Origin of the sequence: Microbacterium sp. K24 (genome assembly GCF_004794465.1) — a bacterium.
Lineage (GTDB): Bacteria > Actinomycetota > Actinomycetes > Actinomycetales > Microbacteriaceae > Microbacterium.
In genome coordinates this window covers 52,971-76,553 of record NZ_SSDJ01000139.1, presented here as the reverse complement: position 1 = coordinate 76,553, position 23,583 = coordinate 52,971, and the positions used below count along the sequence as shown (strand labels likewise).

Genomic DNA, 23,583 nt, shown 5'->3' with positions numbered 1-23,583 from the left:
CATGGCGGCATGACTCGTCACTGGACGCCCTTGGCCGTCGTCTTCCTCGTACTCGCGGTGGCAGGCCTCATCGGGACGTGGGCGTTCAACCTCATGGCGATCACGCAGGCGGTGGACTTCATCGGCGACCTGCTGAATAGCGGTCCTGCGGTGTCGTCGATCTCGGTCGATCTGCTCGTCGTGGCGATCGCGGGCTGTGTGTTCATCGTCGTGGAGGCCAGACGGCTCGGAATGAGGTTCGGCTGGCTCTACGTCGTGCTGGCGGGGGTGACGGCGTTGGCCTTCACCTTCCCGTTGTTCCTCGCGATGCGCGAACGTCGGCTCTCGCAGGTCACCACAGCAGCTCTGCCTCCAGCGTGAGGTCGATGACCTGACGGAGCAGCGCCCCGGCCGTCGTCGACTGCAGGAGCGTGTATCTGTCGTACTCGCCGAGCGGCGCGATCGCCGCGAGCTGCCAGACAGCGGCGAGCGGATCGTCGGAGAGCTCGGTGTCGGCGTCCCACCGGGTCTCCGGTGCGCGGGCGAGCGTGCGCCGGACGATCGCCTCGGCTTCGGTCCGCAGCGGAGTGAGTGCATCGTTCCAAGCGAGCCCGGGGAGCGGCGTCACCTCGGCGCGAGGGTAGGGCGCGTCATCCTGCCACTGGTCGATCGTGAAGCGATCGGTGCCGACCGCCACGATCTGCAGCACGTCGGCGCCGGCCGTGACGCTCACCAGCCGGGCCATCGCACCGATTCCGCTGCGCCGGTCGCCGCCGCCGACCTCACGGCCGCGCTCGATGAGCACGACACCGAACTGCGGGTCCTCCTCGTCCAGGAGCTGCCCGATCATCGTGAGGTAGCGCGGTTCGAAAACGCGCAGCGGCAGCGGGGTGTACGGGAAGAGCACCGAGCCGAGCGGGAACATCGCTATCGCGGTCATGACACCAGTCAACACCGGGGGACGTACAGTGAACAGATGCAGCGCCCCCGCCCCGTCGTTCCCCGCCCCGGTCAGGAGTCCGTGTGGGACTATCCGCGACCGCCACGCGTCGAGCAGGTCGCCGAGCGCGTCACCATCCGCCTCGGCGGCGAGCTGATCGCCGACACCCGCGACGCGCTGCGGGTGCTGGAGACGAGCCATCCTCCGGTCTACTACCTCCCGATGGCCGACTTCGTTCCCGGAGCGCTGGCCGAGGCCCCGGGTGCCTCGTTCTGCGAGTTCAAGGGCGCTGCGCGCTACTTCGACGTGCGGGGCGGCGGAATCGTGACCGAGGGTGCGGCGTGGACCTACCCTCACCCGTCTCCGGGGTTCGAGGCGCTGATCGATCGGGTCGCCGTGTACGCGGGCCCGATGGACGAGTGCACCGTCGGCGGCGAGATCGTCGTGCCGCAGCCGGGCGGTTTCTACGGCGGCTGGGTCACGTCGTCGGTCGTCGGCCCGTTCAAGGGCATTCCGGGCTCCCAGGGCTGGTAGCCCTTCGGTCGTACGACCCGGTCAGAACGCCTGAAGATTCGCCTGCAACCCGCCGTCCGCGTACTCGCGACGAAGGATGCCGCGCCGGCGGAGCACCGGCACGAGCTCATCGAGGGTGCGGTGCAGGCTGACGGGGTGGAAGTCGCCCCAGAGGAGCACGCCGTCGTTGCCCCACTCGCCGAGCTCTTCGATCACGTCGGCGAATTCCTCGGCGGTCCCGACGAAGCCGGTGCGGTCGGAGAACCGTCCGGCGCGCACGAGGGCCGTGAGGTGCGCGCGCAGCGGCGCGTCCTCGCCGCGAACGCCGACGAGCCGCTGGATGCTCCCGCGGGAGACATGTGCCCCGAAGATCGAGAGGTCGAGGGGCTTGTCGAGATCGAGCGAGGTGAGGTCGGTCTCCAGGTCGCTGGACTGCTTGCGCGCGATCTGGATCAGTGCGGCCTCATCGGGGTGAGCGGATGCCGCGACGATCCGATCCGCCTCTTCAGCGGATGACGTGATAACCGGCTGGATCGCGAACAGGATCTTGATGTCGTCCGGTCGTCGCCCCGCGGCGACGGCGGCATCGTGGATCTTCGTGCGGTAGGCACGGACGGACGCCTCGTGGAGCGGGGCGAGTGCGAGCTGCACGTCGGAGTTCGCCCCGGCGAACCCGAGCCCGCGTCCCGAACCGCCCGGGGAGATGATCGCCGGCTCGCCTTCGCTGAAGGGCAGGGCGTTGAGGGGGCCGTCGAAGGAGAAGTGCGTGCCGCGATGCTGCACGCGACGCATCTTCGAGCCGTCCGCGTACACGTCGGTGGCGCGATCCCGGACCAGCGCGCCCTCGTCCCAGCTCCGCCACAGCGCGCGGATCCCGTCGAGCCACTCCTCGGCGCGGTCGTAGGCCTCGTCGTGCCCGAGCTGGGCCGCATCGGAGAAGTGCCGTGCGCTCCCCGTGTCGGTGACGACGTTCAGCCCGAGGCGGTTCGCGCTGAGGTGCTGCAGCGTCGCGAACTGCCGCGCCGAGGTGTAGGGGAGTGAAGCGGCGGGATTCACCGTCGGCACGACGCCGAGGTGCGTCGTCGCCTGGAAGAGGTAGGGCGCGAGGAGCAGCGGGTCGTGCTTCGGACCGCCGAAGGCGTGGCGTACGCGGATGTCGAGCGTCTCCGGAGAACCCATCGACGGCGCATCCTCGATGATGACGAGATCGAAGCCCGCCTGCTCGAGAGTGCGCGCCGCCTCCTGATAGATCTCCGGCCTGGTCCAGTCGTAGTCCCAGTCGAGCGCGGGGTAGCCCCATCCCTGCGGTCCGAATCCGCGGGCGAGGAACCAGCCGAAGTGCTGTGGGCGTGTCATGCCACGGCCTCCCTGGCGGCGTCGAGCACCCGGGCCAGGTCGGAGATGAGGTCTTCGATGTCTTCGATCCCGATGGACAGGCGCAGCGTGCCGGGACGTACGCCGAGGAGTTCGCGTTCCTGTTCCGAGCGCTGCGCGTGACTGGTGGTGCCGGGATGCAGGACCAGGGACCGCACGTCGCCGATGTGGGTCATGTGCGTGAACACCTGCACCTGCTCGACGAACTGACGGGCGGCATCGAGTCCGCCACGCAGCGTGAAGGTGAAGATCGAGCCGAAGCCGCCCTCGAGGTAGCGCAGCGCTGTCGCGTGGTCGGGGTGGGAGGGCAGTCCGACGTAGTCGACGCTCTCGACCGCGTCCTGCGCCTGCAGCCACTGCGCGACTTCGAGGGCGTTGCGGGACTGGCGCTCGACGCGCAGCCCGAGGGTCTCGGCACCTTGCCCGATGAGGAACGCGTTGAGGGGAGAGGGGGATGCGCCGAACCGCGGCGCGACCGATTCGCGCGCGTAGGCGATCCGGGCGCGGCCTCCGTGTCGGGCGGCGACACTCGGCAGTCCGCCGCGGCCGGGGAGGACGAGGTGCGGGGCGTTGTGGCCCGCCTTCTCGGGATCGAACCGGCCGTCGTCGATGATCACGCCGCCGAGGACCGAGCCGTGCCCGGCGAGGAACTTCGACGCGGAGTGCACGACGATCGCGGCGCCGTGCTCGATGGGGCGCAGCAGGAACGGCGTCGCCAGCGTGTTATCGACGATGAGCGGGATCGCCGCCTCGTCGGCGACGGCGCTGATGGCGGCGATGTCGAGCACGTCGTTGCGGGCGTTCGCGAGCGATTCGGCGAACAGCGCGCGGGTATTGGGCCGGATCGCCGCGCGCCACGCCTGCGGATCCTGGATGTCGTCGATGAACGTCGTCTCGATGCCGAGCCGGGCGAGGTTGTCGAGGAGGAGACCGCGCGTTCCCTCGTAGATGTGCGTCGACGTGACGATGTGGTCCCCCGCGCCGGCGACGGTGAGCAAGGCGGTGACGACTGCGGCCTGGCCGCTGGCGACGAGAACCGCGTCCGCACCGGACTCGAGAGCGGCCAGTTGACGCTCCGCGGCGCGCACCGTGGGGTTCCCGGTGCGGGTGTAGCCGAAGCCGGTGCCGGTGCCGAAGTGGTCGGCCGCGTGGTCGAAGTCGTCGAACTCGAACCCCGCGGTGAGATAGATCGGAGTGGCGCGCGGGGCCGCCGTCTCGCGACTCCTCGCCGCGTGCACTGCGCGGGTGGCGAAGCGGGCGGTCTCTTCGGTCATGCGATGCCTCTCGGTCTCACGGGTGAGGAACTACAGTGTCACGGCGGATCGGAGCGCGCCCGAGCGGTGGTAATCTGACGTCATGCGGACCGTGCTCCTTCTTCTTAGCGGCCGCGACGAGACCTCGTTCTGAGCCCCTCCTCGTCGCGGAGTCCATCGTGGGCCGGACCGCCAGCTTCAGGAGAAAAGCCATGAACAGCCCCGCATCTGCAGCCGATTCCGCACGTCCCCGAACCCTCGCCGAGAAGGTCTGGGACGACCACCTCGTCGTCAAGGGCGAGAACGGCGAACCCGACCTCATCTACATCGACCTGCACCTCGTGCACGAGGTCACCAGCCCCCAGGCCTTCGACGGCCTGCGCAGTGAAGGACGCCCGCTGCGCCGGCTCGACCTCACGATCGCCACCGAGGACCACAACACCCCGACGTGGGAGATCGACAAGCCCATCGCCGATCTGACCAGCCGCACGCAGATCGAGACCCTCCGGCGCAACGCCGCCGAGTTCGGGGTCCGTCTGCACTCGCTCGGCGATGCCGAGCAGGGCATCGTGCATGTCGTCGGACCGCAGCTCGGCCTGACGATGCCGGGGATCACGGTCGTCTGCGGCGACTCGCACACGTCGACGCACGGCGCGTTCGGCGCCATGGCGTTCGGCATCGGCACCAGCGAGGTCGAGCACGTGATGGCGACGCAGACGCTGCCGCTGAAGCCGTTCAAGACCATGGCGATCACGGTCGACGGCGAGCTCCGTCCAGGCGTGACCGCGAAGGACATCATCCTGGCCGTCATCGCGAAGATCGGCACCGGCGGGGGACAGGGCTACGTCCTGGAGTTCCGCGGCAGTGCGATCCGTGCGCTCTCCATGGAGGGCCGGATGACGATCTGCAACATGTCGATCGAAGCCGGAGCCCGCGCCGGCATGGTCGCCCCCGACGAGACGACCTTCGCCTACCTGGAAGGGCGTCAGCACGCCCCCAAGGGGCAGGACTGGGACGATGCCGTCGCCTACTGGCGCACGCTCCCGACCGACGAGGGCGCGGCGTTCGACGCCGAGGTCTTCATCGACGCCGATGAGCTCGAGCCCTTCGTCACGTGGGGCACGAACCCCGGCCAGGGCAGCTCGCTCTCGGCATCCGTGCCGAACCCGGCCGAGATCGCCGACCCGAACGAGCGGGCGGCCGCAGAACGCGCGCTCGAGTACATGGACCTCACACCGGGGACGCCGCTCAAGGAGGTTCCGGTCGACGCGGTGTTCATGGGCTCCTGCACCAACAGCCGCATCGAGGACCTGCGCGCCTTCGCGTCGATCATCGAGGGCAAGAAGAAGGCCGACGGCGTGCGGGTCATGGTCGTTCCCGGTTCCGCCCGGGTGCGGATCGAGGCCGAGGCGGAGGGCCTCGACAAGATCATCACGGACTTCGGAGCGGAATGGCGGTTCGCCGGCTGCTCGATGTGCCTCGGGATGAATCCCGATCAGCTCGCGCCAGGGGAGCGCTGCGCGTCGACCTCCAACCGCAACTTCGAGGGCCGTCAGGGCAAGGGCGGACGCACGCACCTGGTGTCGCCCCTGGTCGCGGCCGCGACCGCGATCCGCGGCACGCTGTCCAGCCCCGCAGATCTGCTCGTGACCGTCGGAGAAGAGGCCTGATCATGGAGAAGTTCATCACCCACACCGGGATCGCCGCGCCGCTGAAGCGCTCGAACGTCGACACCGATCAGATCATCCCCGCCGTCTTCCTCAAGCGCGTCACAAAGACGGGTTTCGAGGACGCCCTCTTCCACGCCTGGCGACAGGACCCCGAGTTCGTCCTGAACCAGGCACCGTTCCAGGGCGCCTCGGTGCTCGTCGCCGGCTCCGATTTCGGCACGGGTTCCAGCCGCGAGCACGCCGTCTGGGCGCTGCGCGACTTCGGCTTCAAAGTCGTGCTCAGCCCGCGTTTCGCTGACATCTTCCGCGGGAACTCCGGCAAGCAGGGACTCCTCGCCGCCACGATCTCCGAAGACGATCTCGAGCGGATCTGGGCCGAGATCGACCGGGATCCGGGGGTGCAGATCACCGTCGATCTCGAGGCGCGCACGGCCTCGATCGGCGACGTCCAGGCCGACATCGGGATCGACGATTACACTAGATGGCGGCTCCTTGAAGGGCTCGATGACATCGGGCTCACGCTGCGCAACGAAGACAAGATCGCGCAGTTCGAGGCCCGTCGCGAGTCGTGGCGGCCCCGAACCCTCCCCGTGCAGTGAGACGGTGGGGGCGGGGGAGCCAGGGGCAACCCGCCCCCGAAATCCGTGGAATGAAGTGAGGCTCCGAATGACGACACCTGTGCGCGACGCTCTCCCGGACGGAGTCCCCGCTCTCACCGGAGACGTCCTCGCGATTCGAGGGGGTCGTCCGCTTCGCGGCCGTGTCGACGTCAAGGGCGCGAAGAACCTCGCGACGAAGGCGATGGTGGCCTCGCTGCTCGGCGAGACCGTCAGCGTGCTGCGCGACGTTCCGGCGATCAGCGACGTGGCCGTCGTCCGCTCGCTGCTCGAGGTGCACGGTGTGCGCGTGTCCGACGGCGACGAGCCCGGCGCGCTGGTGTTCGACCCGAGCGATGTGGAATCCGCGCACTTCGAGGAGATCGACGCCCACGCCGGCGCCTCGAGGATCCCGATCCTGTTCTGCGGCCCCCTGCTCCACCGTCTCGGACAGGCGTTCATCCCCGACCTCGGCGGATGCCGCATCGGCGACCGCCCCATCGACTTCCACCTGGACGCGCTGCGCAAGTTCGGCGCCGTCGTCGAGAAGCTGCCGAGCGGCATCCGCCTCTCCACGCCGCACGGACGACTCCACGGGGCGAACATCCACCTCCCGTACCCGAGCGTCGGCGCCACCGAGCAGGTGCTTCTGACCGCGGTCCGTGCCGAGGGAACGACCGAGCTCCGCAACGCGGCGATCGAGCCCGAGATCATGGACCTGATCGCCGTCCTGCAGAAGATGGGCGCGATCATCTCCTACGAGCCCAACCGGGTCATCGTCATCGAGGGCGTCGAGAAGCTGCGCGGCTACGACCACCGGTCGATCTTCGACCGCAACGAGGCAGCATCCTGGGCGTCCGCTGCGCTCGCGACCGACGGGGAGATCTTCGTCGGCGGAGCGAAGCAGCAGGAGATGCTCACCTTCCTCAACGTCTTCCGCAAGGCGGGCGGCTGGTTCGACGTCAAGGAGGACGGCATCCTCTTCCGTCGCGACGGCGACATCCAGCCCGTGGTCGTCGAGACCGACGTGCACCCCGGGTTCATGACCGACTGGCAGCAGCCGCTCGTCGTGGCTCTGACGCAGGCGCACGGTCGCTCCGTCGTGCACGAGACCGTCTACGAGAACCGCATGGGCTTCACCGATGCGCTCGTCAAGATGGGCGCGGACATCGTCGTGCACCCGCACGGGTTGCAGGCCGGTCCCCGTCGCGTGCCGCGTCGCGAGCTGGAGCAGGCGGCCGTCATCACCGGTCCGACGCCGCTGCACGGCGCCGACATCGTCGTCCCGGATCTGCGCGGCGGATACAGCCACGTCATCGCGGCGCTCACCGCGACCGGCGAGTCGCAGGTCTCGGGTGTCGACATCCTCAGCCGCGGCTACGAGAAGTTCCTGGCCAAGCTCGACGCTCTCGGCGCTGACTTCGACGTCATCCGGTGACGCCGATGACTTCCGGGTCATCGGAGCGCGCTCGGCCGCTCTTCTTCTGGCCGCTTGCGGGCATCGTGGTGCCGCTCGTCGCGTTGCTGGCCAAGATCCGCGTCGTGGGTGCGGAGAAGCTGCCGCGCGACCGGGCGTTCGTGCTCGCGCCCAACCACTACTCGGAGTTCGATCCGCTGATCGTGGCGGTCGCCGTGTGGCGTGCCGGGCTCGCTCCGCGCTTCATGGCGAAGGAGAGCCTGTTCCGGGTGCCCGTTCTCGGCTGGGTGCTGCGTCGCACCGGCATGGTGCCGGTGGCGCGAAGCTCATCGGCGGCCTCGGCGAAGCAGACGCTGCGGCAGTCGGCCGAGCTCGTGGAGCACGGTCGCGGCGTCATCGTCTATCCGGAGGGCACGCTCACCCGCGACCCCGATCTGTGGCCGATGCGCGGGAAGTCCGGGGCCGTGCGACTGGCTCTCGCCGACGGCATCCCCCTCATCCCCATGGCTCAGTGGGGCACGCAGGCGATCATGGGGCGCTACCAGAAGGGCCTCAGCCTGTGGCCGCTGCGCAAGCCGGTGCGGGTCCTCATCGGCGACCCGGTCGACGTGTCGGACCTCCGTGGACGAGCGGGTGAACCGGCGGCCCTGAACGAGGCGACCACCCGCCTGATGAACGCGATCACCGCGCTGCTCGAGCAGCTGCGCGACGAGAAGGCCCCTGCGGAGCGCTGGAATCCCGCGAGCCACGGCCAGAAGGAGACGGGTCGCCTTGACTCCTAAGAGACCTGCCGCTCCGGTCGGCCCGCGCGCGACCGTCATCGGCTCGGGCAGCTGGGGCACGACTTTCGGCAAGATCCTCGCCGACGGCGGGGCACGCGTGACGATGTGGGCGCGCCGTGCCGAGCTCGCGCATGAGATCGACGAGGCCAAGCGCAACTCGCGCTATCTGCCCGGAATCAACCTGCCGCGCACGATGGCCGCCACGCATGACCTCTCCACATCGCTCGAGGGCGCGGAACAGGTCTATCTCTCGGTGCCGAGCCAGTCGCTGCGCGAGAACCTGAAGGCCCTGCGACCACTGCTCGCCGACAGCGACGCCAAGATCGTCAGCCTGATGAAGGGCGTCGAGCGCGGCACCGGCCTGCGCATGAGCCAGGTGATCCAGCAGGAGCTGCGGTGCGACCCCGACCGCATCGCCGTGGCATCCGGCCCGAACCTGGCGCTGGAGATCGCTCGCGAGCAGCCGACCGCCGCCGTGATCTCTTCGCGCAGCCAGGAGACGGCGGAGGTCGTCGCCCGGGCCGCCCGCAACAGCTACTTCCGCACCTTCGTGAACACCGACGTCATCGGCACCGAGTTCGGCGGGGTTCTCAAGAACCTCATCGCCGTCGCGATCGGCATCGTCGACGGCGTCGGCTACGGCGAGAACACGAAGGCGTCGATCATCACCCGCGGACTCGTGGAGATGACCGATTTCGCGGTCGCGAACGGCGCGCATCCGGAGACCCTTCAGGGGCTCGCCGGGCTCGGCGACCTGATCGCGACCTGCCAGTCTCCGCTGAGCCGCAACAACACGGCCGGGCGCCTGCTCGGCCAGGGGTACAGCTTCCAGGACGTCGTGAAGCAGATGCAGCAGACCGCGGAGGGCCTCGCGTCCGTCGCGCCCATCCTGCAGCTCGCTCGCGAATCCGAGGTGCACATGCCCATCGTCGAGCAGGTGAAGATGGTGCTGGACGGGAAGATGGATCCCCGTGACATCGCGCCCCACCTGACGACGGACGACGACACCCCCCAGGGTGAGAGGACCAACCATGGACAAGCAGACGGTGGTGGTGCTCTTCGGCGGGCGCTCCAGCGAGCATTCGATCAGTTCCGCAACGGCGGGGGGCGTGCTGGGCGCGATTGATCGCGACCGCTACGTCGTGATCCCGGTCGGCATCACGCGTGAAGGCGCCTTCGTGCTCGAGGACGACGACCCCGCGAAGTTCCCGCTCGATGCGGCGCACCTCCCCGAGGTCGTCGACAACGGCACGCGTATTCTCTGGCCGGAGCCGGGCGGCGACCGCACGCTGCGCGTCGTGCACCCGGGCGGCGCGACCGAGGGGCTCGGCGAGATCGACGTGGTCCTGCCCATCCTGCACGGCACCCACGGCGAGGACGGGACGATCCAGGGGTTCTTCGACACCCTGGAGGTCCCGTACGCCGGAGGCGGCGTCCTGGATTCGGCCCTCTGCATGGACAAGCACTTCATGAAGATCGCGCTGCAGGCTGCCGGCATCGCCGTGGCTCCCTGGGTGACGGTGCGCCGTCGGGAGTGGGACGAGGATGCCGCTCCGGCGCGTGCGCGGGCAGCCGAACTCGGCCTGCCGCTGTTCGTGAAGCCGGCTCGCGCCGGTTCCAGCGTCGGCGTCTCGAAGGTCGAGGGCCTCGACGAACTGGATGCCGCGCTGGCGATCGCGTTCGCGGAAGACGACAAGGTGCTCATCGAGACCGGTGTCGGCGGGCGGGAGATCGAGGTCGCCATCCTCGAGAGCGGCGACGGCGTGCGCGCATCACTCCCCGGCGAGATCGTGCTGACCTCCCGCGGGTTCTACGACTTCGAGGGCAAGTACCTCGGCGGCGACGGCGTGGATGTCGTGTGCCCCGCGGAGCTCACAGGCGATGAGGCGCGGGCGATCCAGGACATCGGCATCCGGGCGTTCGAGGCCGTCGACGGTCGCGGCCTCGCCCGGGTCGACATGTTCCTCACGCCCGAGGGCGACCTGGTGGTCAACGAGCTGAACACGATGCCCGGCTTCACGCCGATCTCGATGTTCCCGAAGTGCTGGGTCGCCTCCGGTCTGAGCTACGGCGACCTGATCACGGAGCTCGTCGAGGCAGGCCTCCGCCGCTGACTCAGCCGGCGGTGGGTGGCGCCGGCGAAGAGGTCGGTGCCGGAGGATATGTCTGCACCGGCGGGTAGGCGGCGTGCGGCGGCACGGCCGCCGGCTCGCTGGCGGCGGGTGCGGCGGCGCGGTGGACGAGCGCGACCACGATCGCGGTGAGCCAGCCCCACATCAGACCCCAGGTGGCACCGGCGAGGCTGATCTGGGAGAACTGGGTCATCAGGATCTCGGACTGCTCCGCGGGGATCTGCAGCCCCATGAGCACGAGCGGCGCCCGCAGGACTCCCGCGATCCACGACGCGAGGATGACGGCGCCCCAGGTGCCGAAGAACACGGCGGCAGCGCGGCCGGGCAGTGCCGAGCGCACGATCATCCGGACGAAGAGCCACGTCAGCCCCACGAGGATCACGAGGGCGACGAGCATCGCCACGACGGCCATGGGCTGCACACGGGGCCGGAGCGCGAACCCGATCGGATCCTGCAGGATCAGCAGCCGCGGAAGGCTCTCGACGCCCGCCAGCAGGAACAGGAAGTTGATGAACCCGCTTGCCAGCGCCCCCACTCCCACCATGATCGCTGCGACGACGGACGTTCGGCCTGCTGCGTTGCGGTTCATGCCGCGAGTCTAGGTGCCCGTCGTTCAGCCGGCGGGGAACTCGACGCGCTCGGTGCATTCCGCTGTGGCCGGGGCGAGGCCCGGCTGGATGCTGGACGAGATGGTGTCGACGACCGCCTGGAAGTCGATCTGCTCCCCGCGACGGATGTTCACCTCGACGGCGGGCTCCCTGCCGTAGGTGACGAGCCGCTGCCTCTCCTCCTCCTGATCCAGGACCAGCCAGTCGACGTTGCCGATCGTGGTGCAGATCAGCTCGGACGGCGCGGGCGGCTCGACGCCGCAGCGGAGCACGACCGTGGGGTCACCCCATGCTCCTGTGGCCTGGGCATCGGTCCACACGCGGTCGAATCCGCCGACCGTCTCCGGCAGCAGCACCGAGATGGCGGCGCAGCCCGGATTGTTCGCGTCGTCGGCCGGTTCGAGGTGCACGGTCGTGGAGCAGCCGGCGAGGACACCGGCCAGGAGCACCGCGCCTGCGACGGCTGCGAGGCGACGGGAACGAAGCATGCTTCCAGGCTACCTTTGACAGCATGCCTTCCCCACCCGAAGCCGACGACCCCGCCCTCGGCGACCTCTCGGAGGGATCGATCCTCCGTGCGATCCTCGCCCGCACCGCACAGGGGAGCTACACGCTTCTCGGCCCGGGCGACGATGCCGCGGTGATCGCTGCTCCGTCGGGAACGGTGGTGGCGACGACAGACTCCCTGGTGCACGGTCCGGACTTCCGACTCGCCTGGTCCAGCGGTTACGACCTGGGGTGGAAGGCCGCTGCCGTGAATCTCTCGGACATCGCGGCGATGGGCGCGCGTCCGACCGCCCTGCTCGTCGCGCTGGCCGTGCCGCGGGACCTCCGCCTCTCGTTCGTCGAACGTCTGGCCGACGGGTTCCGGGAAGCCTGTGCGGCCCTCGCGCCCGGGTGCGCGGTGGTGGGCGGCGATCTGACCGTCTCGGATGTCCTGACGGTCGCGGTGACGGCGCTCGGCGACCTCGACGGGCGGGCAGCCGTGACGCGCAGCGGCGCCCGACCGGGCGACATCGTCGCGGTCGCCGGAGAACTCGGACACGCCGCGCACGGCCTCGCGGTGCTGTTCAGTCGCTTCCGCGACGACGACGACATCCCCGTGGCGATCGATCCGGCTCAGCTCGCCGCGGGGGAGAGCGCCGCGGTCTCCGCGCAGCTGCGTCCGTCGCCGCCCATCGGACTCGGTCCGGTCGCGGCCACGGTGGGCGCGACGGCGATGATGGACATCTCCGACGGGCTCGCGCTCGACGCACGGCGGATGGCGGCGGCATCCGGGGTGACCATCGCCCTCGACAGCCGGTCACTCGGCGAGAACCCGCACCGCGCGCTGGCCGGCGGCGAGGATCACGGCCTGCTGGCCACATTCCCGGAAGGCGTGCTCCCTCCCGGTTTCCGGATCATCGGGGAGGTGCGCGAACGGAGTGAGGAGGAGCTGCTCTGCGATGACGCGCCCGTGGACATCTCCGGCTGGGATCCCTATCGAGACTGGGACTCGGTCTCGGGCTGAGAGCCGCCCTCAGCCGTCGTGTCGGGTGCTGCCGGCTCCGCCCACCAGAGCGCGGTGTCGCCGTAGGACTTCTCACGGAAGAGGTCGAGACCTGCCGAGGCGAAATCGGGCGGAGTGGAGCGGCGCGCCCGCTCGACGATGACGAGGGCATCCGGCGCCAGGAGCGGCGCGAGCGCGATGAGGTCGGCCGTCATGGCGTCGTCGTCGAGGTCGTAGGGCGGATCGGAGAACACGAGGTCGAAGGGCCCTGCCGCTCGCAGCAGATAGCTGTGCACGGCGGCCTCGTGCACCCGTGCCGTCGACGATCCGCCCGCCTTCACCACCGTCGCGGCGTTTCGACGGATGAGCGCCGCCGCCTGGCGTCCGCGCTCGACCAGGTCGGCACTGGCCGCGCCCCGACTGAGCGCCTCGAGGCCGAGAGCCCCGGATCCCGCATACAGGTCGAGCACGCGGGCGCCCTCGAGGGCATCCGCGGCTTCCAGAGCTCCGAAGAGCGACTCGCGCACCCGGTCGCTGGTCGGACGCGTCCCCGTGCCCGGAACGTCGAGCCGTGCTCCGCGCGCGCGTCCGGCGATGATCCTCGTCACCCGTTCACGATACGACAGTCGCGGCGTCCGGTGCGTCCGTGGCGTTCCCTAGACTCGGAGCATGCCGCTCACGCTCGATTCGTCGCTGGAAGACGCGCTCGGCGCCGTCCCCGCGAAGACCCTGAACCGGGCGTTCGGCATGCTCACGGTCGGCGACCTGGTGTCGCACTACCCGCGGCGGTACGCCGATCCGGGGGAGCTCACCCCGATCCGCGACCTTCCGATCGGCGAGACCGTCACCATCGTGGCCGAGGTCCTGTCCTCGAGCTTCCGCCGCATGCGCAATCGTCAGGGGGCGATGGTCGATGTCGTGATCGGCGACGGGATCGGCCGCATGTCGCTCACCTTCTTCGCCAAGAACCTCGGCGCGGCGGAGTGGCGCTCGAAAGACCTCGCGGTCGGTCGGCGCGGCGTGTTCTCCGGCAAGGTCGGCATGTTCAACGACGTCACGCAGTTCGCGCACCCCGAGTACGAGCTCTTCGACGACGAAGACGCGGCCCGGCGCCGGGCCGACGCGCGTGCGGCCGTGCTCATCCCGATCTATCCCGCGACCTCGACGCTGCAGACCTGGCAGATCGCGAAGTTCGTCGGGCGCGTCCTCGACGACCTGCCCATCGTGCCCGATCCGCTCCCGGATGCCGTGCGCACGGGTGACGAGCTCCTGACGGCACGCGAGGCACTCGAACTCATCCATCGGCCTCGCACGCGCAGCGACATCGATCCGGCCGTGCGCACACTCCGCATGCACGAGGCTCTCACGCTGCAGACAGCACTCCTCCAGCAGCGCGATGCGGTCAGGGCGCTCTCGGCGACGGCTCGCCCCGCCCAGGCCGGTGGTCTGCTCGAGCGTTTCGATGCCGCGCTGCCGTACGAGCTGACCCCCGACCAGCAGACGGTCGGCGATCAAGTGGCTCAGGACCTCGTCGGCGCGTGGCCGATGAACCGCCTGGTGCAGGGCGAGGTCGGGTCGGGAAAGACGCTGGTCGCGCTGCGGGCGATGTTGCAGGTCGCGGAGAGCGGTGGGCAGGCGGCGCTGATCGCCCCGACCGAGGTGCTCGCCGGCCAGCATCTGCGATCCATCGCGAAGATGCTCGGTCCGGCCTTGGCTCCCCTCGTCATGCCCACGCTGCTCACCGGGCAGATGCCCGCGGCGGAGCGCCGGAAGGCTGCGCTGCGCGTCGCCTCCGGGCAGGCGCTCATCGTCGTCGGCACGCACGCCCTGCTGGGAGAGAAGACGACCTTCGCCGATCTCGGCCTCGTCGTCGTCGACGAGCAGCATCGCTTCGGGGTCGAGCAGCGTGAGGCGCTGCGCGCAAAGGGCTCTAGTCCGCACGCACTCGTCCTGACGGCGACCCCGATCCCGAGAACAGTGGCGATGACCGTCTTCGGCGACCTCGACACGTCGGTGATCCGCACGATGCCCGCGGGACGTGCCGGTATCGAGTCGTTCGTGGCGCCGCTCGCGGAGCACCCGGCGTGGTTCAACCGCGTGTGGGACCGTGCTGCCGAGGAGATCAGCCAGGGTCGTCAGGTCTTCGCGGTCTGTGCGGCGATCGACACCGCGAAGAAGACGGCCGAGCCGGGGGAGCAGCTCGCGATCGCTCCGGAGGGTGCAGCGGGTCCGCGATGGGGCGTCGTGCAGCTCGACGAGGCGCTCGCGACGCATCCGAAGCTCGGTGCTGTCCGGCGTGCCGTGCTGCACGGCAAGATGCCGTCTGACGAGAAGGATGCCGTGATGCAGGCCTTCGCGCGCGGCGAGATCGATCTGCTGGTGGCCACCACGGTCATCGAAGTCGGCGTCGACGTGCCCAACGCGTCCACGATGATCGTGCTCGATGCGGATCGCTTCGGCGTATCGCAGCTGCACCAGCTTCGTGGCCGGGTGGGCCGAGGTGGGGTGCCGGGTCTCTGTCTGCTCGTCACCGAGGCGGAAGCAGGATCCGTCGCACGGGAGCGCGTCGAAGCGGTCGCCGCGACCCTCGACGGCTTCGCGCTGGCCGAGGTCGATCTCGAGCTCCGCGGCGAAGGGGATGTGCTCGGCGCTGCGCAGGCCGGTGTCCGGTCGTCGCTGAAGCTCCTGCGCGTGGTCAAGGATGCGGGGCTCATCACGCGGGCCCGCGAAGTCGCGGAGGAGATCCTGTCGGCAGACCCCGACCTGGAGCGGCACGAGGGCCTGCGCGAGGTCATCGGCCGGCGCGTGAGCGACGAGGATCGCGCAGCGCTCGCGAAGAACTGATGGTTTCGCTCGTGCCCTAGGCTGGAGCCATGCGAGCCACGGAGCGACGGTTGGAGTCCCAGTGAGCAGTCGGATCGCCGTCGTCCCGGGGTCCTTCGATCCGCCGACACTGGGTCACCTCGATGTGATCCGCCGTGCCGCGAAGCTGTACGACGAGCTGCATGTTCTCGTCGTGCACAACCCGGGCAAAGAGGCCATGCTGCCGATCGCTCAGCGTCTGACGCTGCTCGAGCGATCCATCGCCGAGGACGGCATGGAGGGCACCATCGTCATCGGCTCCTGGAGCATGGGCCTCCTCGTCGACTACGCGCGCGATGTGGGCGCCGGGGTGCTCGTGAAGGGCATCCGCTCCCAGATCGACGTGGCCTACGAATCCCCGATGGCGATCGTCAACCGGCATCTGGCCGACATCGAGACAGTCTTCCTGCTGCCCGACCCGTCGCACGCCCTCGTCTCGAGTTCGCTGGTGCGCCAGGTCGCGTCGCTCGGCGGCGACGTCACCCCCTTCGTGCCGCCCGCCGTGGCCGCGTTCCTCGACACCGGCGCGCGCGGTATCTGAGCCCTCTCCCGAGGCGACGCCCGGCCCGCTCGCAGACGGAGGCGGGTAACATGGCGTGGTGCGATCTCGACTGAACGGCCCTTTCGTCCTTCCCGTCCGCGACATCGTCCGACGACCGGGGGAGATGCGTGAACACGAGTTCACGGTGACTCTCGCCGAATCCTGGGGTGAGGGAATCGTCTCCTTCGAAGCAGGCTCGGAGATGGACCTCGACGTGCGCCTGGAGTCGGTTCACGAGGGCATTCTCGTGTCCGGAACAGCGGATGCCGAGTACGCCGGCGTGTGCGGAAGATGCCTCATCGACATCGCCCAGCCCGTCGAAGTCGAGTTCCAGGAGCTTTTCGCGTATCCTGGTGAGGAAGAAACTGACTTCGAGGTTCAAGACGACCACGTGGATCTTGAAACTCTCGTCAGGGATGCGGCCGTATTGTCGCTTCCATTTCAGCCGGTGTGTCAGCCGGATTGCCCGGGTCTCGACCCGAAAACGGGTGAGCGGCTGACCGTGAGCACCGGAACGGAGCAGGCCGCTCCCATCGATCCTCGATGGAGTGCGCTCCAACAGATCACAGACCAAGACGGCAAGGCATCGAGCCGCGCCGCCGAGAAAGAAGAGAGCTAGTCATGGCTGGTAACCCCCCGAAGCGCAAGGTTTCCCGTTCGAACACCCGCTCGCGCCGTGCGCAGTGGAAGGCGGCTCCCGTCGCCCTCGTGAAGACCGTCGAGAACGGTCAGGTCGTCTACAGCCGCCCTCACCAGGCGAAGGTCGTCACCGACTCGCAGGGCACCGAGCTCTTCCTCGAGTACAAGGGCCGCAAGGTCGCAGACGTCTGAGTCGCGAACCCATCGTGACGGAGGTCCCCGGGGGGACGAGACCTCTCCCAGCCAAGCTCCGCGTCGACATCGACGCGGAGCTTCTGGAGTTGGCCCTGACTCACCGGTCGTACGCGTACGAGCACGGCGGCATCCCGCACAATGAGCGCCTGGAGTTCCTGGGCGACTCGGTGCTCGGTCAGGCCGTCACGGTGATGCTGTTCACCACCCACCCCGATCTCGACGAGGGTGAGCTGGCGAAGCGGCGCGCGAGCGTCGTCTCGACCGTCGCCCTCGCAGAGGTCGCTCGGGGCATCGACCTGGGCAGGCATCTGCTGCTCGGTCGTGGCGAAGAGCAGACCGGTGGACGCGACAAGGACTCGATCCTCGCCGACACGATGGAGGCCGTCATCGGCGCCACGTATCTGTCGGCCGGCCCCGAAGCAGCGACGGAGCTCGTGCTGCGGCTCACCGAGCCGCTGCTCGCCGACCCGGAGCGGTACGGCGCGGCGATGGATCCGAAGACCAGTCTCCAGGAGCTCGCTGCGCGGTCCGGCGCCACCCCGCCGCAGTACTCGGTGGAGGCCAGCGGACCGGACCACGACCGGCGCTTCACTGCGACCGTGGCCGTGGGAGATATCCGCATGACCGGCACCGGAAGCAGCAAGAAGACCGCGGAGATGGCGGCCGCGTTGAGCGCCTGGCGCACCCTGAACGAGCGTGCCTGAGCTTCCCGAGGTCGAGGTCGTCCGCGCAGGTCTCGCCCCGGCGGCCATCGGATCGCTGATCACCGCGGTGAGCGTCTTCGACGAACGGGCGCTCACTCGGCATCCGGCGGGCGTCGTGGATTTCGTCGCCCGGCTCGAAGGCCGCCGCTTCACGGCCGCCTCCCGCCGGGGCAAGTTCCTGTGGCTTCCGCTCGACGACGCCGAGACTGCGCTGATCGCGCACCTCGGCATGAGCGGCCAGATGCTGCTGCGGTCCCCGGACGCCGCGGCCGAACGCCACGAACGCGTGCGGATCAATCTGGAGCACCCGACGCACGGCGAACTCGCCATCGTGTTCGCCGATCAGCGGACGTTCGGCTCTCTCGCCGTCGACAGCCTGATCCACGACGGGCCGACACTCATCCCCACCCAGGTGGGCCACATCGCCCGCGATCCCGTCGACGGGGCGTTCGACGACATCCGGTTCGGGCAGGCCCTCGGGCGGAAGAACAGCGCGATCAAGAGGGTGCTCCTCGATCAGAGCGTCGTGAGCGGCATCGGCAACATCTACGCCGACGAGGCGCTCTGGGCCGCGAAGATCCACCCCGAGACACCCGCGAACCGCCTCTCCACCGCCGCGGTGCAGCGCCTCCTCGCCGAAGTTCGCGCCGTCCTCGCCAAGGCCCTCGCCGAGGGCGGGACCAGTTTCGACGCCCAGTACGTGAATGTGAACGGCCAGGCCGGCTACTTCGCGCACTCTCTGAACGTCTACGGTCGCGGAGGCCGGCCGTGCCCGCGGTGCGGGACACCGATCCGCCGCGAGTCGTTCATGAACCGCTCCTCGCACTACTGCCCCCGCTGCCAGCGCCGCCGCTGACCGGGCGGCAGGTCATGCCGCCCGGAACGCGCCGGTGAGCAGCGGGCGGGTGGCCCACGTGCTCGCCCACACGATGCCGATCCCGACGGCGACCACGGCGGCGATCGTGAGCAGGGAGACGGGCGCGGTGATCAGCGCGATCCCGACCAGGGGGAACACGAGGATGCCGCCGCAGAGGGCCGAACCGATGGCCGTGATGAGCAGCGGCGACATGATGGCGCGTCGTCGGGCACGATCGACGGTCTCCAGCGGCATCCCCAGATGATGAAGACTGCGATGCAGCTCCCGTTGATCGAGAACGTCGGACGCCTGATTGACGCCGACGGATGCCGCCACCATCAGGAACGATCCGACGAGGGTGATGATGAGCCCTGTGCGGATGTCGGCCGCCAGGGCGAGATCCGACGCGGCGGCGTCTTCCGTGCTCATGACGTCCAGGAGCGCGACACCGGTGCCGGCGAAGACCGCCATGAAGCTGGCAATGGCGATGCCACCCACCTGTCGCCATGCCGACTTGGGGGAGTCCAGCACGATCCGGGCCGCGAGGAGTCGCTCGGGCTTGTCGGCCCGTCGCAGCTGACGCGATGCCGACACCTTGAGCACCCAGGGGCCGACGACGTTCAGGATGGCGAGCACTCCGGCGAACAGTCCCGCGAGCACCACGATCGTGCCGACGAGACCGCCGACCGAGGGGAACACCTTGATGACGACGAACGCGATCGCGATGACACCCGCGGCGATGACCGCCCGTATCCCGTGCACGTTCGAGACGGACGTGCGCGTCCGTACGCCGAGGGGGGAGATCACGACGCGGCGCAGCCCGATGACGGCGCTGGCTGCGGCGAGGAGGAGCACGCCGCCGAACACCGCGACGATGTGCAGGGGCGACAGGACCACGGCCGCGAAGCCGAGCGGCTCCCCTCGGAACGGGATCAGGCCGATCAGCGGGCTGATCGCGAGGTGCCCGACGACGCCGACGAGAGCGCCCGCTCCGGCCACGAGGACGGATTCGGCGACCGTCGCGACGGTGACGCCGGCGGGGGAGACGCCGAGGAGGCGCAGGGTGGAGAGCCGTTCGTCGCGGCGACGGGCGGAGAGACGCGCCGCCGCTCCGCCGAGCGACATCAGTGGGACGACCAGCAGCACCAGGGCGATCGCGGCCAGCGCCTGGTACACGGGCGCGAACTCGTCGGTCCAGCCCCAGAACGACTGCGCGCCGCCGATCACGGTGAGCACAAGGGTGGTCACTACGCCGAACGCGACGATCGGAAGCGCGAGGACGCTGTTCTGCCCGGGCGCCGGACGCAGCAGCAGGGAGAGCACGTTGAAGTTCATGCGGTCACCGCCGAGGAGACGATGCGGCCGTCGCGCACGGCGATCGTGCGTGTGCATCGCGCGGCGACCTCGGGATCGTGCGTGACCACGACGAGGGTGCGTCCCTGACCGGTCGTCGACCAGAGCAGGGCGTCCATCACCTCCGCCGAAGTGCGCGAGTCGAGCGCACCGGTGGGCTCGTCGGCGAAGACGAGTTCCGCGCCTGTGGCCTGAGCGCGCGCGATGGCGACGCGCTGGGCCTGGCCGCCGGAGAGCTCGCCGATGCGGCGGTCCTCCATCCCGGCGAGGCCGAGCGCTGCGAGCCACGCCGCGGCGTGCTGCACGGCATCCTGCCGCCGGACTCCGTTGATCATCGAGGCCAGAGCCACGTTCTCGACGGCGGTCAGCTCGGGGATCAGCAGACCCCGCTGGAACACGAACCCGAAGCGTTCGCGCCGCAGGCGGGAGCGGGCCGATTCTCCCAGGGCGGTGACCTCGACGGGTGCTCCCTCCGCAGGCCGGAAGGTCACGGCACCGGCATCCGGGGCGATGATCCCTGCCAGGACGTGCAGGAGCGTGGTCTTGCCTGAGCCCGATGCCCCCATGATCGCGACGGACTCTCCGCGCGCGACGGCGAGGTCGACACCGGCGAGGGCGCGGGTCGAGCCGAAGTTCTTGAGGAGGGCATGGGCTTCGATCACGGGGATGTTCATACATCCAGCGTCGTCGCCTGCCGGGCCGCAGTCGTCCGTCAGGCGGATGAGGATGCGGACCCGACGTCATACCGGAGAATGAGATCGGGTCCGCCGCCGTCAGATCCTCTTCTGCCACGCTCCCGCGTACGAGACGGGCACGAAGCCGATGGCCTCGTTGATGCTCAGCATCGGCCGGTTCTCCTCGGCGTTGAACGTCGAGACGACCGATGATGCCGGCATGAGCTCGCGCCATCGCACCAGGTTCGCGCATTTCACGATCATGCCGAGCCGGTGCCCGCGGTGCTCCTTCGACACCAGCGTGCCGAACTGATGCGTGACGCCGGAACGGTCGGCAGAGATCAGCAGCTCGTTGTAGGCGACCAGCTCTCCGCTCGGGACGTGCTCGACGGCCACGACCGACACCGCCTGGCCCGCGCCGGTGAGCTGAGCCTCACGACGCACCACGCGGTCCGCGTCCCACTCCTCGGCGACGAAGTCCATGTCACCGCTGGGCGCGTCCGTCGACAGCCGGGCGAGCACGGCCGCGAAGCCGTCGCGGAACTCCGGAGGCGTCGGAAGCATCCAGTGGAGCACACGGTAGTCGGCGCCGGCGAACGTCTGCGCCTCGTCGAGGGCGCGGCGCAGTGGAGCCGGATCGGCATGCAGGTCGAACTCGCTGTTGCGCTCGACCTGCTCGAGGTCGTAGCCGCGGGCCTCGAGCAGATCGCTGAGGGCGATCGCGGGTACCCGTCCCCAGCCGGTGCGGGGAACCAGCATCCGCTCTGCCTCCTCCGGACGGTGCAGGCTCCAGATCTGCAGGATGCTGCGTCCACGTGCCCGCGCTTCGTCCTCGGCCCGCGTGAGCAGCGCCTCTTCGATGCCGTGGCCCCAGTGCTCCGCCGGGACGAGCATGTCGATCTCGGCGGCGTGAGCCTCGGACTCCTGCGCGAAGGAGACCGTCACCATGCCGACGATCTTCCCCTCCGCGCGTGCGACGAATCCGGTCTGCAGCGTGTCCGTGCTGTCGTGCCAGGCGGGCAGCATCTGTGCGGCATCCGGGGCCAGGTCGGGGAGCCCGACGGCCTCGTCGCAGATCAGCCGGTTGAGTTCGCCGTAGGCGAGGAATTCCGCGGCGTCGGCATCGTCCAGGGAGCGCGGGACGGTGAGCGGCGCGATGGTCAGCGCGATCGTGTTCATGTCAGTTCCTTCTTCCAGGCCCCCTCGTAAGCGGTGGGGGTGAAGCCCAGGGCCTCATTGATGGAGAGCATCGGCCGGTTCTCCTCGGCGTTGTAGGTGATGACGCGCGGCGACCGTGGTGCGATCTCGGGCCACGCGAGCAGTGCCGCGCTCTTCACCAGCAGTCCCAGTCGGTGGCCGCGGTGCTCGCGAAGCACCAGTGTGTCCTCCTGATGCGTGACCTCCTCCGGATGCGAGCCGATGGCGAGCTCCGAGAAGGCGCACAGCTCGCCTGAGGCGATGTGCTGTGCAGCGGTCACGAGCATCGTGCTGCCCATCTCGGCGATGCGCTGCTCGGCGTCGACCAGGCGTGCGACGTCCCACTTCTCCTCGTCCATCTCGAGCCCGGCGGCCGGGGCATCCGTCGACATGCGGGACTTCATCCACGCATAGCCGGCGGCGTGCTCGGGCGGAGTCGGCAGCGTCCACTGCACCACGCGGTAGTCGGCGGATGCCGCTCGCGCCTGGGTCAGCAGCTCCCGCGCGCGCTCCAGGGCGTCCGCCGTCAGCTCCAGGTGGCTCACCCGATACACCTGCTCGAGGCGGAAGCCGTGCCGCACGAGGAAGCGCGCCACGTGATCTTCGGGAACGCTGCCGAAGCCGGTCGGCGCATCGATGCGCGGACCATCGTTCGGCTGCTGCTCGTTCCAGTTCTGGATGACGGTGCGGCCGTGTTCGCGGGCGACGGCCTCGACGTGAGGCAGCACGGCACTGCCGATGCCTCGGCCCCAGACCTTCGGAAGCAGTTCGATCATCGCGATGGCGACGCGCGAGCCCTCCTCATGCGGGATGTTGACGACCGCGCGACCGACCATCTCGTCGTCGACGCGGATCACCCAGACCACGGTGGTGCGCTCGGCGCGCGAGCGGAGGATCGGCAGCAGCGCCTCCGGCGTGAGATCGTCCTCGCCTCGACCGGTGATCTCGCGGTAGACGGTGTTGCGGACGCGGGCGAGTTCGCGGAACTCACCCGCGTCCGCTGCATCCGCCCGTGCCGGGAGCACGAGCGGATGCAGGGTCGCGCCTGCGATGAGCGGGATTGTCATGATCAGATCTCCGATCAGCGCATTCCGCGCTGCATGTCGTAGGTGAACAGCGCGTAGGTCTCCGCGGCGGAGCGGTGGCGCTCTCCGAGGAACCAGGGATCCGCGGGCGCGATGTGCAGGTTCCGGCGTTCACGCCGAGGACGCTGCGCCCTCTGGAACAGCCAGAGGCCGATCCGGAGGGAGAGACGATCAGCGAGAGCGAGCTTTCGCAGTTCGTCAGGGCGGGGGATCTGGAGGACCGTCCGGTCCTCGATATCGGGCGGGTGGGTGATGCCGCGGTGCAGCGTCGTATTCACGATGATTCCTTCGAGATGACATGGATGAGATGAGATGAGAATGGGTCGGAGAGGTCGCCCCGAGGCTGCACGGGCAGTCGGGCGCGGCGCGGAAGAGGCGACACCGGAGTTCCGCAGAGAAGCGGATGCCGAGTGAGGCGGAGATCCGTGATCTGGGTGCAGATCAGACGGTGGGCGCGGAAGAACCGGCGAAGCTCCGACCCTTGCGGGCCGGATATCTCGGGCTGCGGTTCTATGCGAGCGCGCTGATGCGGACGCCGGCGGTTACCGAGTACGCGTAGCGCGGCGCAGAGTGCGCGGGCGCGGTGAGGCCTGTGGCCTGTGCGTTGAGCTGAATAAACATCGGTAACCTCCTTTCGTGTGGCGATCCGGACGTTACCGTAGCGAACGTCAGCGGGTGCCGTCAAGCACATCGGCGTGCGGTCGGCGTGTCGCACGGAGGTCGG

26 protein-coding genes are annotated in these 23,583 nt (G+C 69.4%); 15 read left to right on the top strand and 11 right to left on the bottom strand.

The genetic code is table 11. The features are described 5' to 3' along the window. Positions 1-9 precede the first annotated feature (9 nt). Complete coding sequence (locus tag DW306_RS16190) at positions 10-360, top strand: DUF2834 domain-containing protein (protein ID WP_136056614.1); 351 nt, start codon at positions 10-12, stop codon at positions 358-360. On the opposite strand, the gene DW306_RS16185 is transcribed toward DW306_RS16190, so the two are convergent. Continuing rightward, complete coding sequence (locus tag DW306_RS16185; RefSeq protein WP_136056613.1) at positions 332-919, bottom strand: LON peptidase substrate-binding domain-containing protein; 588 nt, start codon at positions 917-919, stop codon at positions 332-334. The genes DW306_RS16190 and DW306_RS16185 overlap by 29 nt on opposite strands. A gap of 36 nt (positions 920-955) precedes the next feature. On the opposite strand from DW306_RS16185, the gene DW306_RS16180 reads away from it, so the two are divergent. Next, positions 956-1,453, top strand: a complete 498-nt coding sequence (locus tag DW306_RS16180) for a DUF427 domain-containing protein (RefSeq protein ID WP_136056612.1) — start codon at positions 956-958, stop codon at positions 1,451-1,453. Between the two features lie 21 nt (positions 1,454-1,474). Here DW306_RS16180 and DW306_RS16175 read toward each other — a convergent pair whose 3' ends face one another. After that, positions 1,475-2,788, bottom strand: coding sequence for an LLM class flavin-dependent oxidoreductase (locus DW306_RS16175; RefSeq protein ID WP_136056611.1), 1,314 nt, complete (start codon positions 2,786-2,788; stop codon positions 1,475-1,477). Further along, positions 2,785-4,080 carry a PLP-dependent transferase gene (locus tag DW306_RS16170; protein ID WP_136056610.1) on the bottom strand — a complete coding sequence of 432 codons (1,296 nt, stop codon included), beginning with the start codon at positions 4,078-4,080 and terminating at the stop codon, positions 2,785-2,787. Before DW306_RS16170 ends, DW306_RS16175 begins: the two co-directional genes overlap by 4 nt. Positions 4,081-4,271: 191 nt before the next feature. Between DW306_RS16170 and leuC the strand changes: the two genes are divergently transcribed. The 6 genes from leuC to DW306_RS16140 all read left to right on the top strand — a co-directional run bounded on the left by leuC (position 4,272) and on the right by DW306_RS16140 (position 10,638). Further along, a complete protein-coding gene (gene leuC / locus DW306_RS16165) occupies positions 4,272-5,729 on the top strand; it encodes a 3-isopropylmalate dehydratase large subunit (RefSeq protein WP_136056609.1) in 1,458 nt (485 codons plus the stop codon). Positions 5,730-5,731: 2 nt separating this feature from the next. After that, positions 5,732-6,328 (top strand): 3-isopropylmalate dehydratase small subunit, encoded by a 597-nt coding sequence (leuD, locus tag DW306_RS16160; protein WP_136056608.1) that lies wholly within the window; start codon positions 5,732-5,734, stop codon positions 6,326-6,328. 67 nt (positions 6,329-6,395) lie between these two features. Further along, positions 6,396-7,763, top strand: coding sequence for a UDP-N-acetylglucosamine 1-carboxyvinyltransferase (gene murA / locus DW306_RS16155; protein ID WP_136056607.1), 1,368 nt, complete (start codon positions 6,396-6,398; stop codon positions 7,761-7,763). 5 nt (positions 7,764-7,768) lie between these two features. Next, positions 7,769-8,524 carry a lysophospholipid acyltransferase family protein gene (locus DW306_RS16150; protein ID WP_136056606.1) on the top strand — a complete coding sequence of 252 codons (756 nt, stop codon included), beginning with the start codon at positions 7,769-7,771 and terminating at the stop codon, positions 8,522-8,524. Further along, positions 8,514-9,650, top strand: a complete 1,137-nt coding sequence (locus tag DW306_RS16145) for an NAD(P)H-dependent glycerol-3-phosphate dehydrogenase (RefSeq protein ID WP_136056605.1) — start codon at positions 8,514-8,516, stop codon at positions 9,648-9,650. Before DW306_RS16150 ends, DW306_RS16145 begins: the two co-directional genes overlap by 11 nt. Then, the gene (locus DW306_RS16140) at positions 9,556-10,638 is read left to right on the top strand and encodes a D-alanine--D-alanine ligase family protein (RefSeq protein WP_136056604.1); all 1,083 of its coding nucleotides are present in this window, start codon (positions 9,556-9,558) and stop codon (positions 10,636-10,638) included. Before DW306_RS16145 ends, DW306_RS16140 begins: the two co-directional genes overlap by 95 nt. Before the next feature lies 1 nt (position 10,639). Here DW306_RS16140 and DW306_RS16135 read toward each other — a convergent pair whose 3' ends face one another. Beyond that, the gene (locus tag DW306_RS16135) at positions 10,640-11,245 is read right to left on the bottom strand and encodes a hypothetical protein (protein WP_136056603.1); all 606 of its coding nucleotides are present in this window, start codon (positions 11,243-11,245) and stop codon (positions 10,640-10,642) included. 24 nt (positions 11,246-11,269) lie between these two features. Then, positions 11,270-11,752 carry a DUF3515 domain-containing protein gene (locus DW306_RS16130; RefSeq protein ID WP_136056602.1) on the bottom strand — a complete coding sequence of 161 codons (483 nt, stop codon included), beginning with the start codon at positions 11,750-11,752 and terminating at the stop codon, positions 11,270-11,272. Positions 11,753-11,775: 23 nt separating this feature from the next. Between DW306_RS16130 and thiL the strand changes: the two genes are divergently transcribed. Beyond that, the gene (thiL, locus tag DW306_RS16125) at positions 11,776-12,774 is read left to right on the top strand and encodes a thiamine-phosphate kinase (protein WP_136056601.1); all 999 of its coding nucleotides are present in this window, start codon (positions 11,776-11,778) and stop codon (positions 12,772-12,774) included. Here the strand turns inward: thiL and rsmD are convergent. After that, a complete protein-coding gene (gene rsmD, locus DW306_RS16120) occupies positions 12,744-13,361 on the bottom strand; it encodes a 16S rRNA (guanine(966)-N(2))-methyltransferase RsmD (RefSeq protein ID WP_136056600.1) in 618 nt (205 codons plus the stop codon). The two genes, thiL and rsmD, sit on opposite strands and share 31 nt — an antisense overlap. A 61-nt stretch (positions 13,362-13,422) precedes the next feature. On the opposite strand from rsmD, the gene DW306_RS16115 reads away from it, so the two are divergent. The 6 genes from DW306_RS16115 to mutM all read left to right on the top strand — a co-directional run bounded on the left by DW306_RS16115 (position 13,423) and on the right by mutM (position 18,550). Next, positions 13,423-15,597 carry an ATP-dependent DNA helicase RecG gene (locus tag DW306_RS16115; protein ID WP_136056599.1) on the top strand — a complete coding sequence of 725 codons (2,175 nt, stop codon included), beginning with the start codon at positions 13,423-13,425 and terminating at the stop codon, positions 15,595-15,597. 61 nt (positions 15,598-15,658) lie between these two features. Then, positions 15,659-16,156, top strand: a complete 498-nt coding sequence (coaD, locus tag DW306_RS16110) for a pantetheine-phosphate adenylyltransferase (protein WP_136056598.1) — start codon at positions 15,659-15,661, stop codon at positions 16,154-16,156. 70 nt (positions 16,157-16,226) lie between these two features. Next, the gene (locus tag DW306_RS16105; RefSeq protein WP_136056711.1) at positions 16,227-16,775 is read left to right on the top strand and encodes a DUF177 domain-containing protein; all 549 of its coding nucleotides are present in this window, start codon (positions 16,227-16,229) and stop codon (positions 16,773-16,775) included. 2 nt (positions 16,776-16,777) lie between these two features. Beyond that, a complete protein-coding gene (gene rpmF / locus DW306_RS16100) occupies positions 16,778-16,987 on the top strand; it encodes a 50S ribosomal protein L32 (protein ID WP_029263535.1) in 210 nt (69 codons plus the stop codon). A 14-nt stretch (positions 16,988-17,001) separates the two neighbouring features. Next, positions 17,002-17,694 (top strand): ribonuclease III, encoded by a 693-nt coding sequence (gene rnc, locus DW306_RS16095; RefSeq protein WP_136056597.1) that lies wholly within the window; start codon positions 17,002-17,004, stop codon positions 17,692-17,694. Continuing rightward, a complete protein-coding gene (gene mutM / locus DW306_RS16090) occupies positions 17,687-18,550 on the top strand; it encodes a bifunctional DNA-formamidopyrimidine glycosylase/DNA-(apurinic or apyrimidinic site) lyase (RefSeq protein WP_136056596.1) in 864 nt (287 codons plus the stop codon). Before rnc ends, mutM begins: the two co-directional genes overlap by 8 nt. Before the next feature lie 12 nt (positions 18,551-18,562). Here mutM and DW306_RS16085 read toward each other — a convergent pair whose 3' ends face one another. The 5 genes from DW306_RS16085 to DW306_RS16065 all read right to left on the bottom strand — a co-directional run bounded on the left by DW306_RS16085 (position 18,563) and on the right by DW306_RS16065 (position 23,137). Further along, positions 18,563-19,885, bottom strand: coding sequence for an FtsX-like permease family protein (locus DW306_RS16085; RefSeq protein ID WP_136056595.1), 1,323 nt, complete (start codon positions 19,883-19,885; stop codon positions 18,563-18,565). Then, complete coding sequence (locus DW306_RS16080; RefSeq protein WP_136056594.1) at positions 19,882-20,577, bottom strand: ABC transporter ATP-binding protein; 696 nt, start codon at positions 20,575-20,577, stop codon at positions 19,882-19,884. Before DW306_RS16080 ends, DW306_RS16085 begins: the two co-directional genes overlap by 4 nt. Positions 20,578-20,676: 99 nt before the next feature. Next, positions 20,677-21,756 carry a GNAT family N-acetyltransferase gene (locus DW306_RS16075; protein WP_136056593.1) on the bottom strand — a complete coding sequence of 360 codons (1,080 nt, stop codon included), beginning with the start codon at positions 21,754-21,756 and terminating at the stop codon, positions 20,677-20,679. After that, positions 21,753-22,841: a GNAT family N-acetyltransferase gene (locus DW306_RS16070; RefSeq protein WP_136056592.1), complete on the bottom strand. Its 1,089-nt coding sequence runs from the start codon at positions 22,839-22,841 to the stop codon at positions 21,753-21,755. The genes DW306_RS16075 and DW306_RS16070 overlap by 4 nt, the downstream gene beginning before the upstream one ends. A 14-nt stretch (positions 22,842-22,855) precedes the next feature. Then, positions 22,856-23,137, bottom strand: coding sequence for a hypothetical protein (locus tag DW306_RS16065; RefSeq protein ID WP_136056591.1), 282 nt, complete (start codon positions 23,135-23,137; stop codon positions 22,856-22,858). Positions 23,138-23,583: the final 446 nt, after the last annotated feature.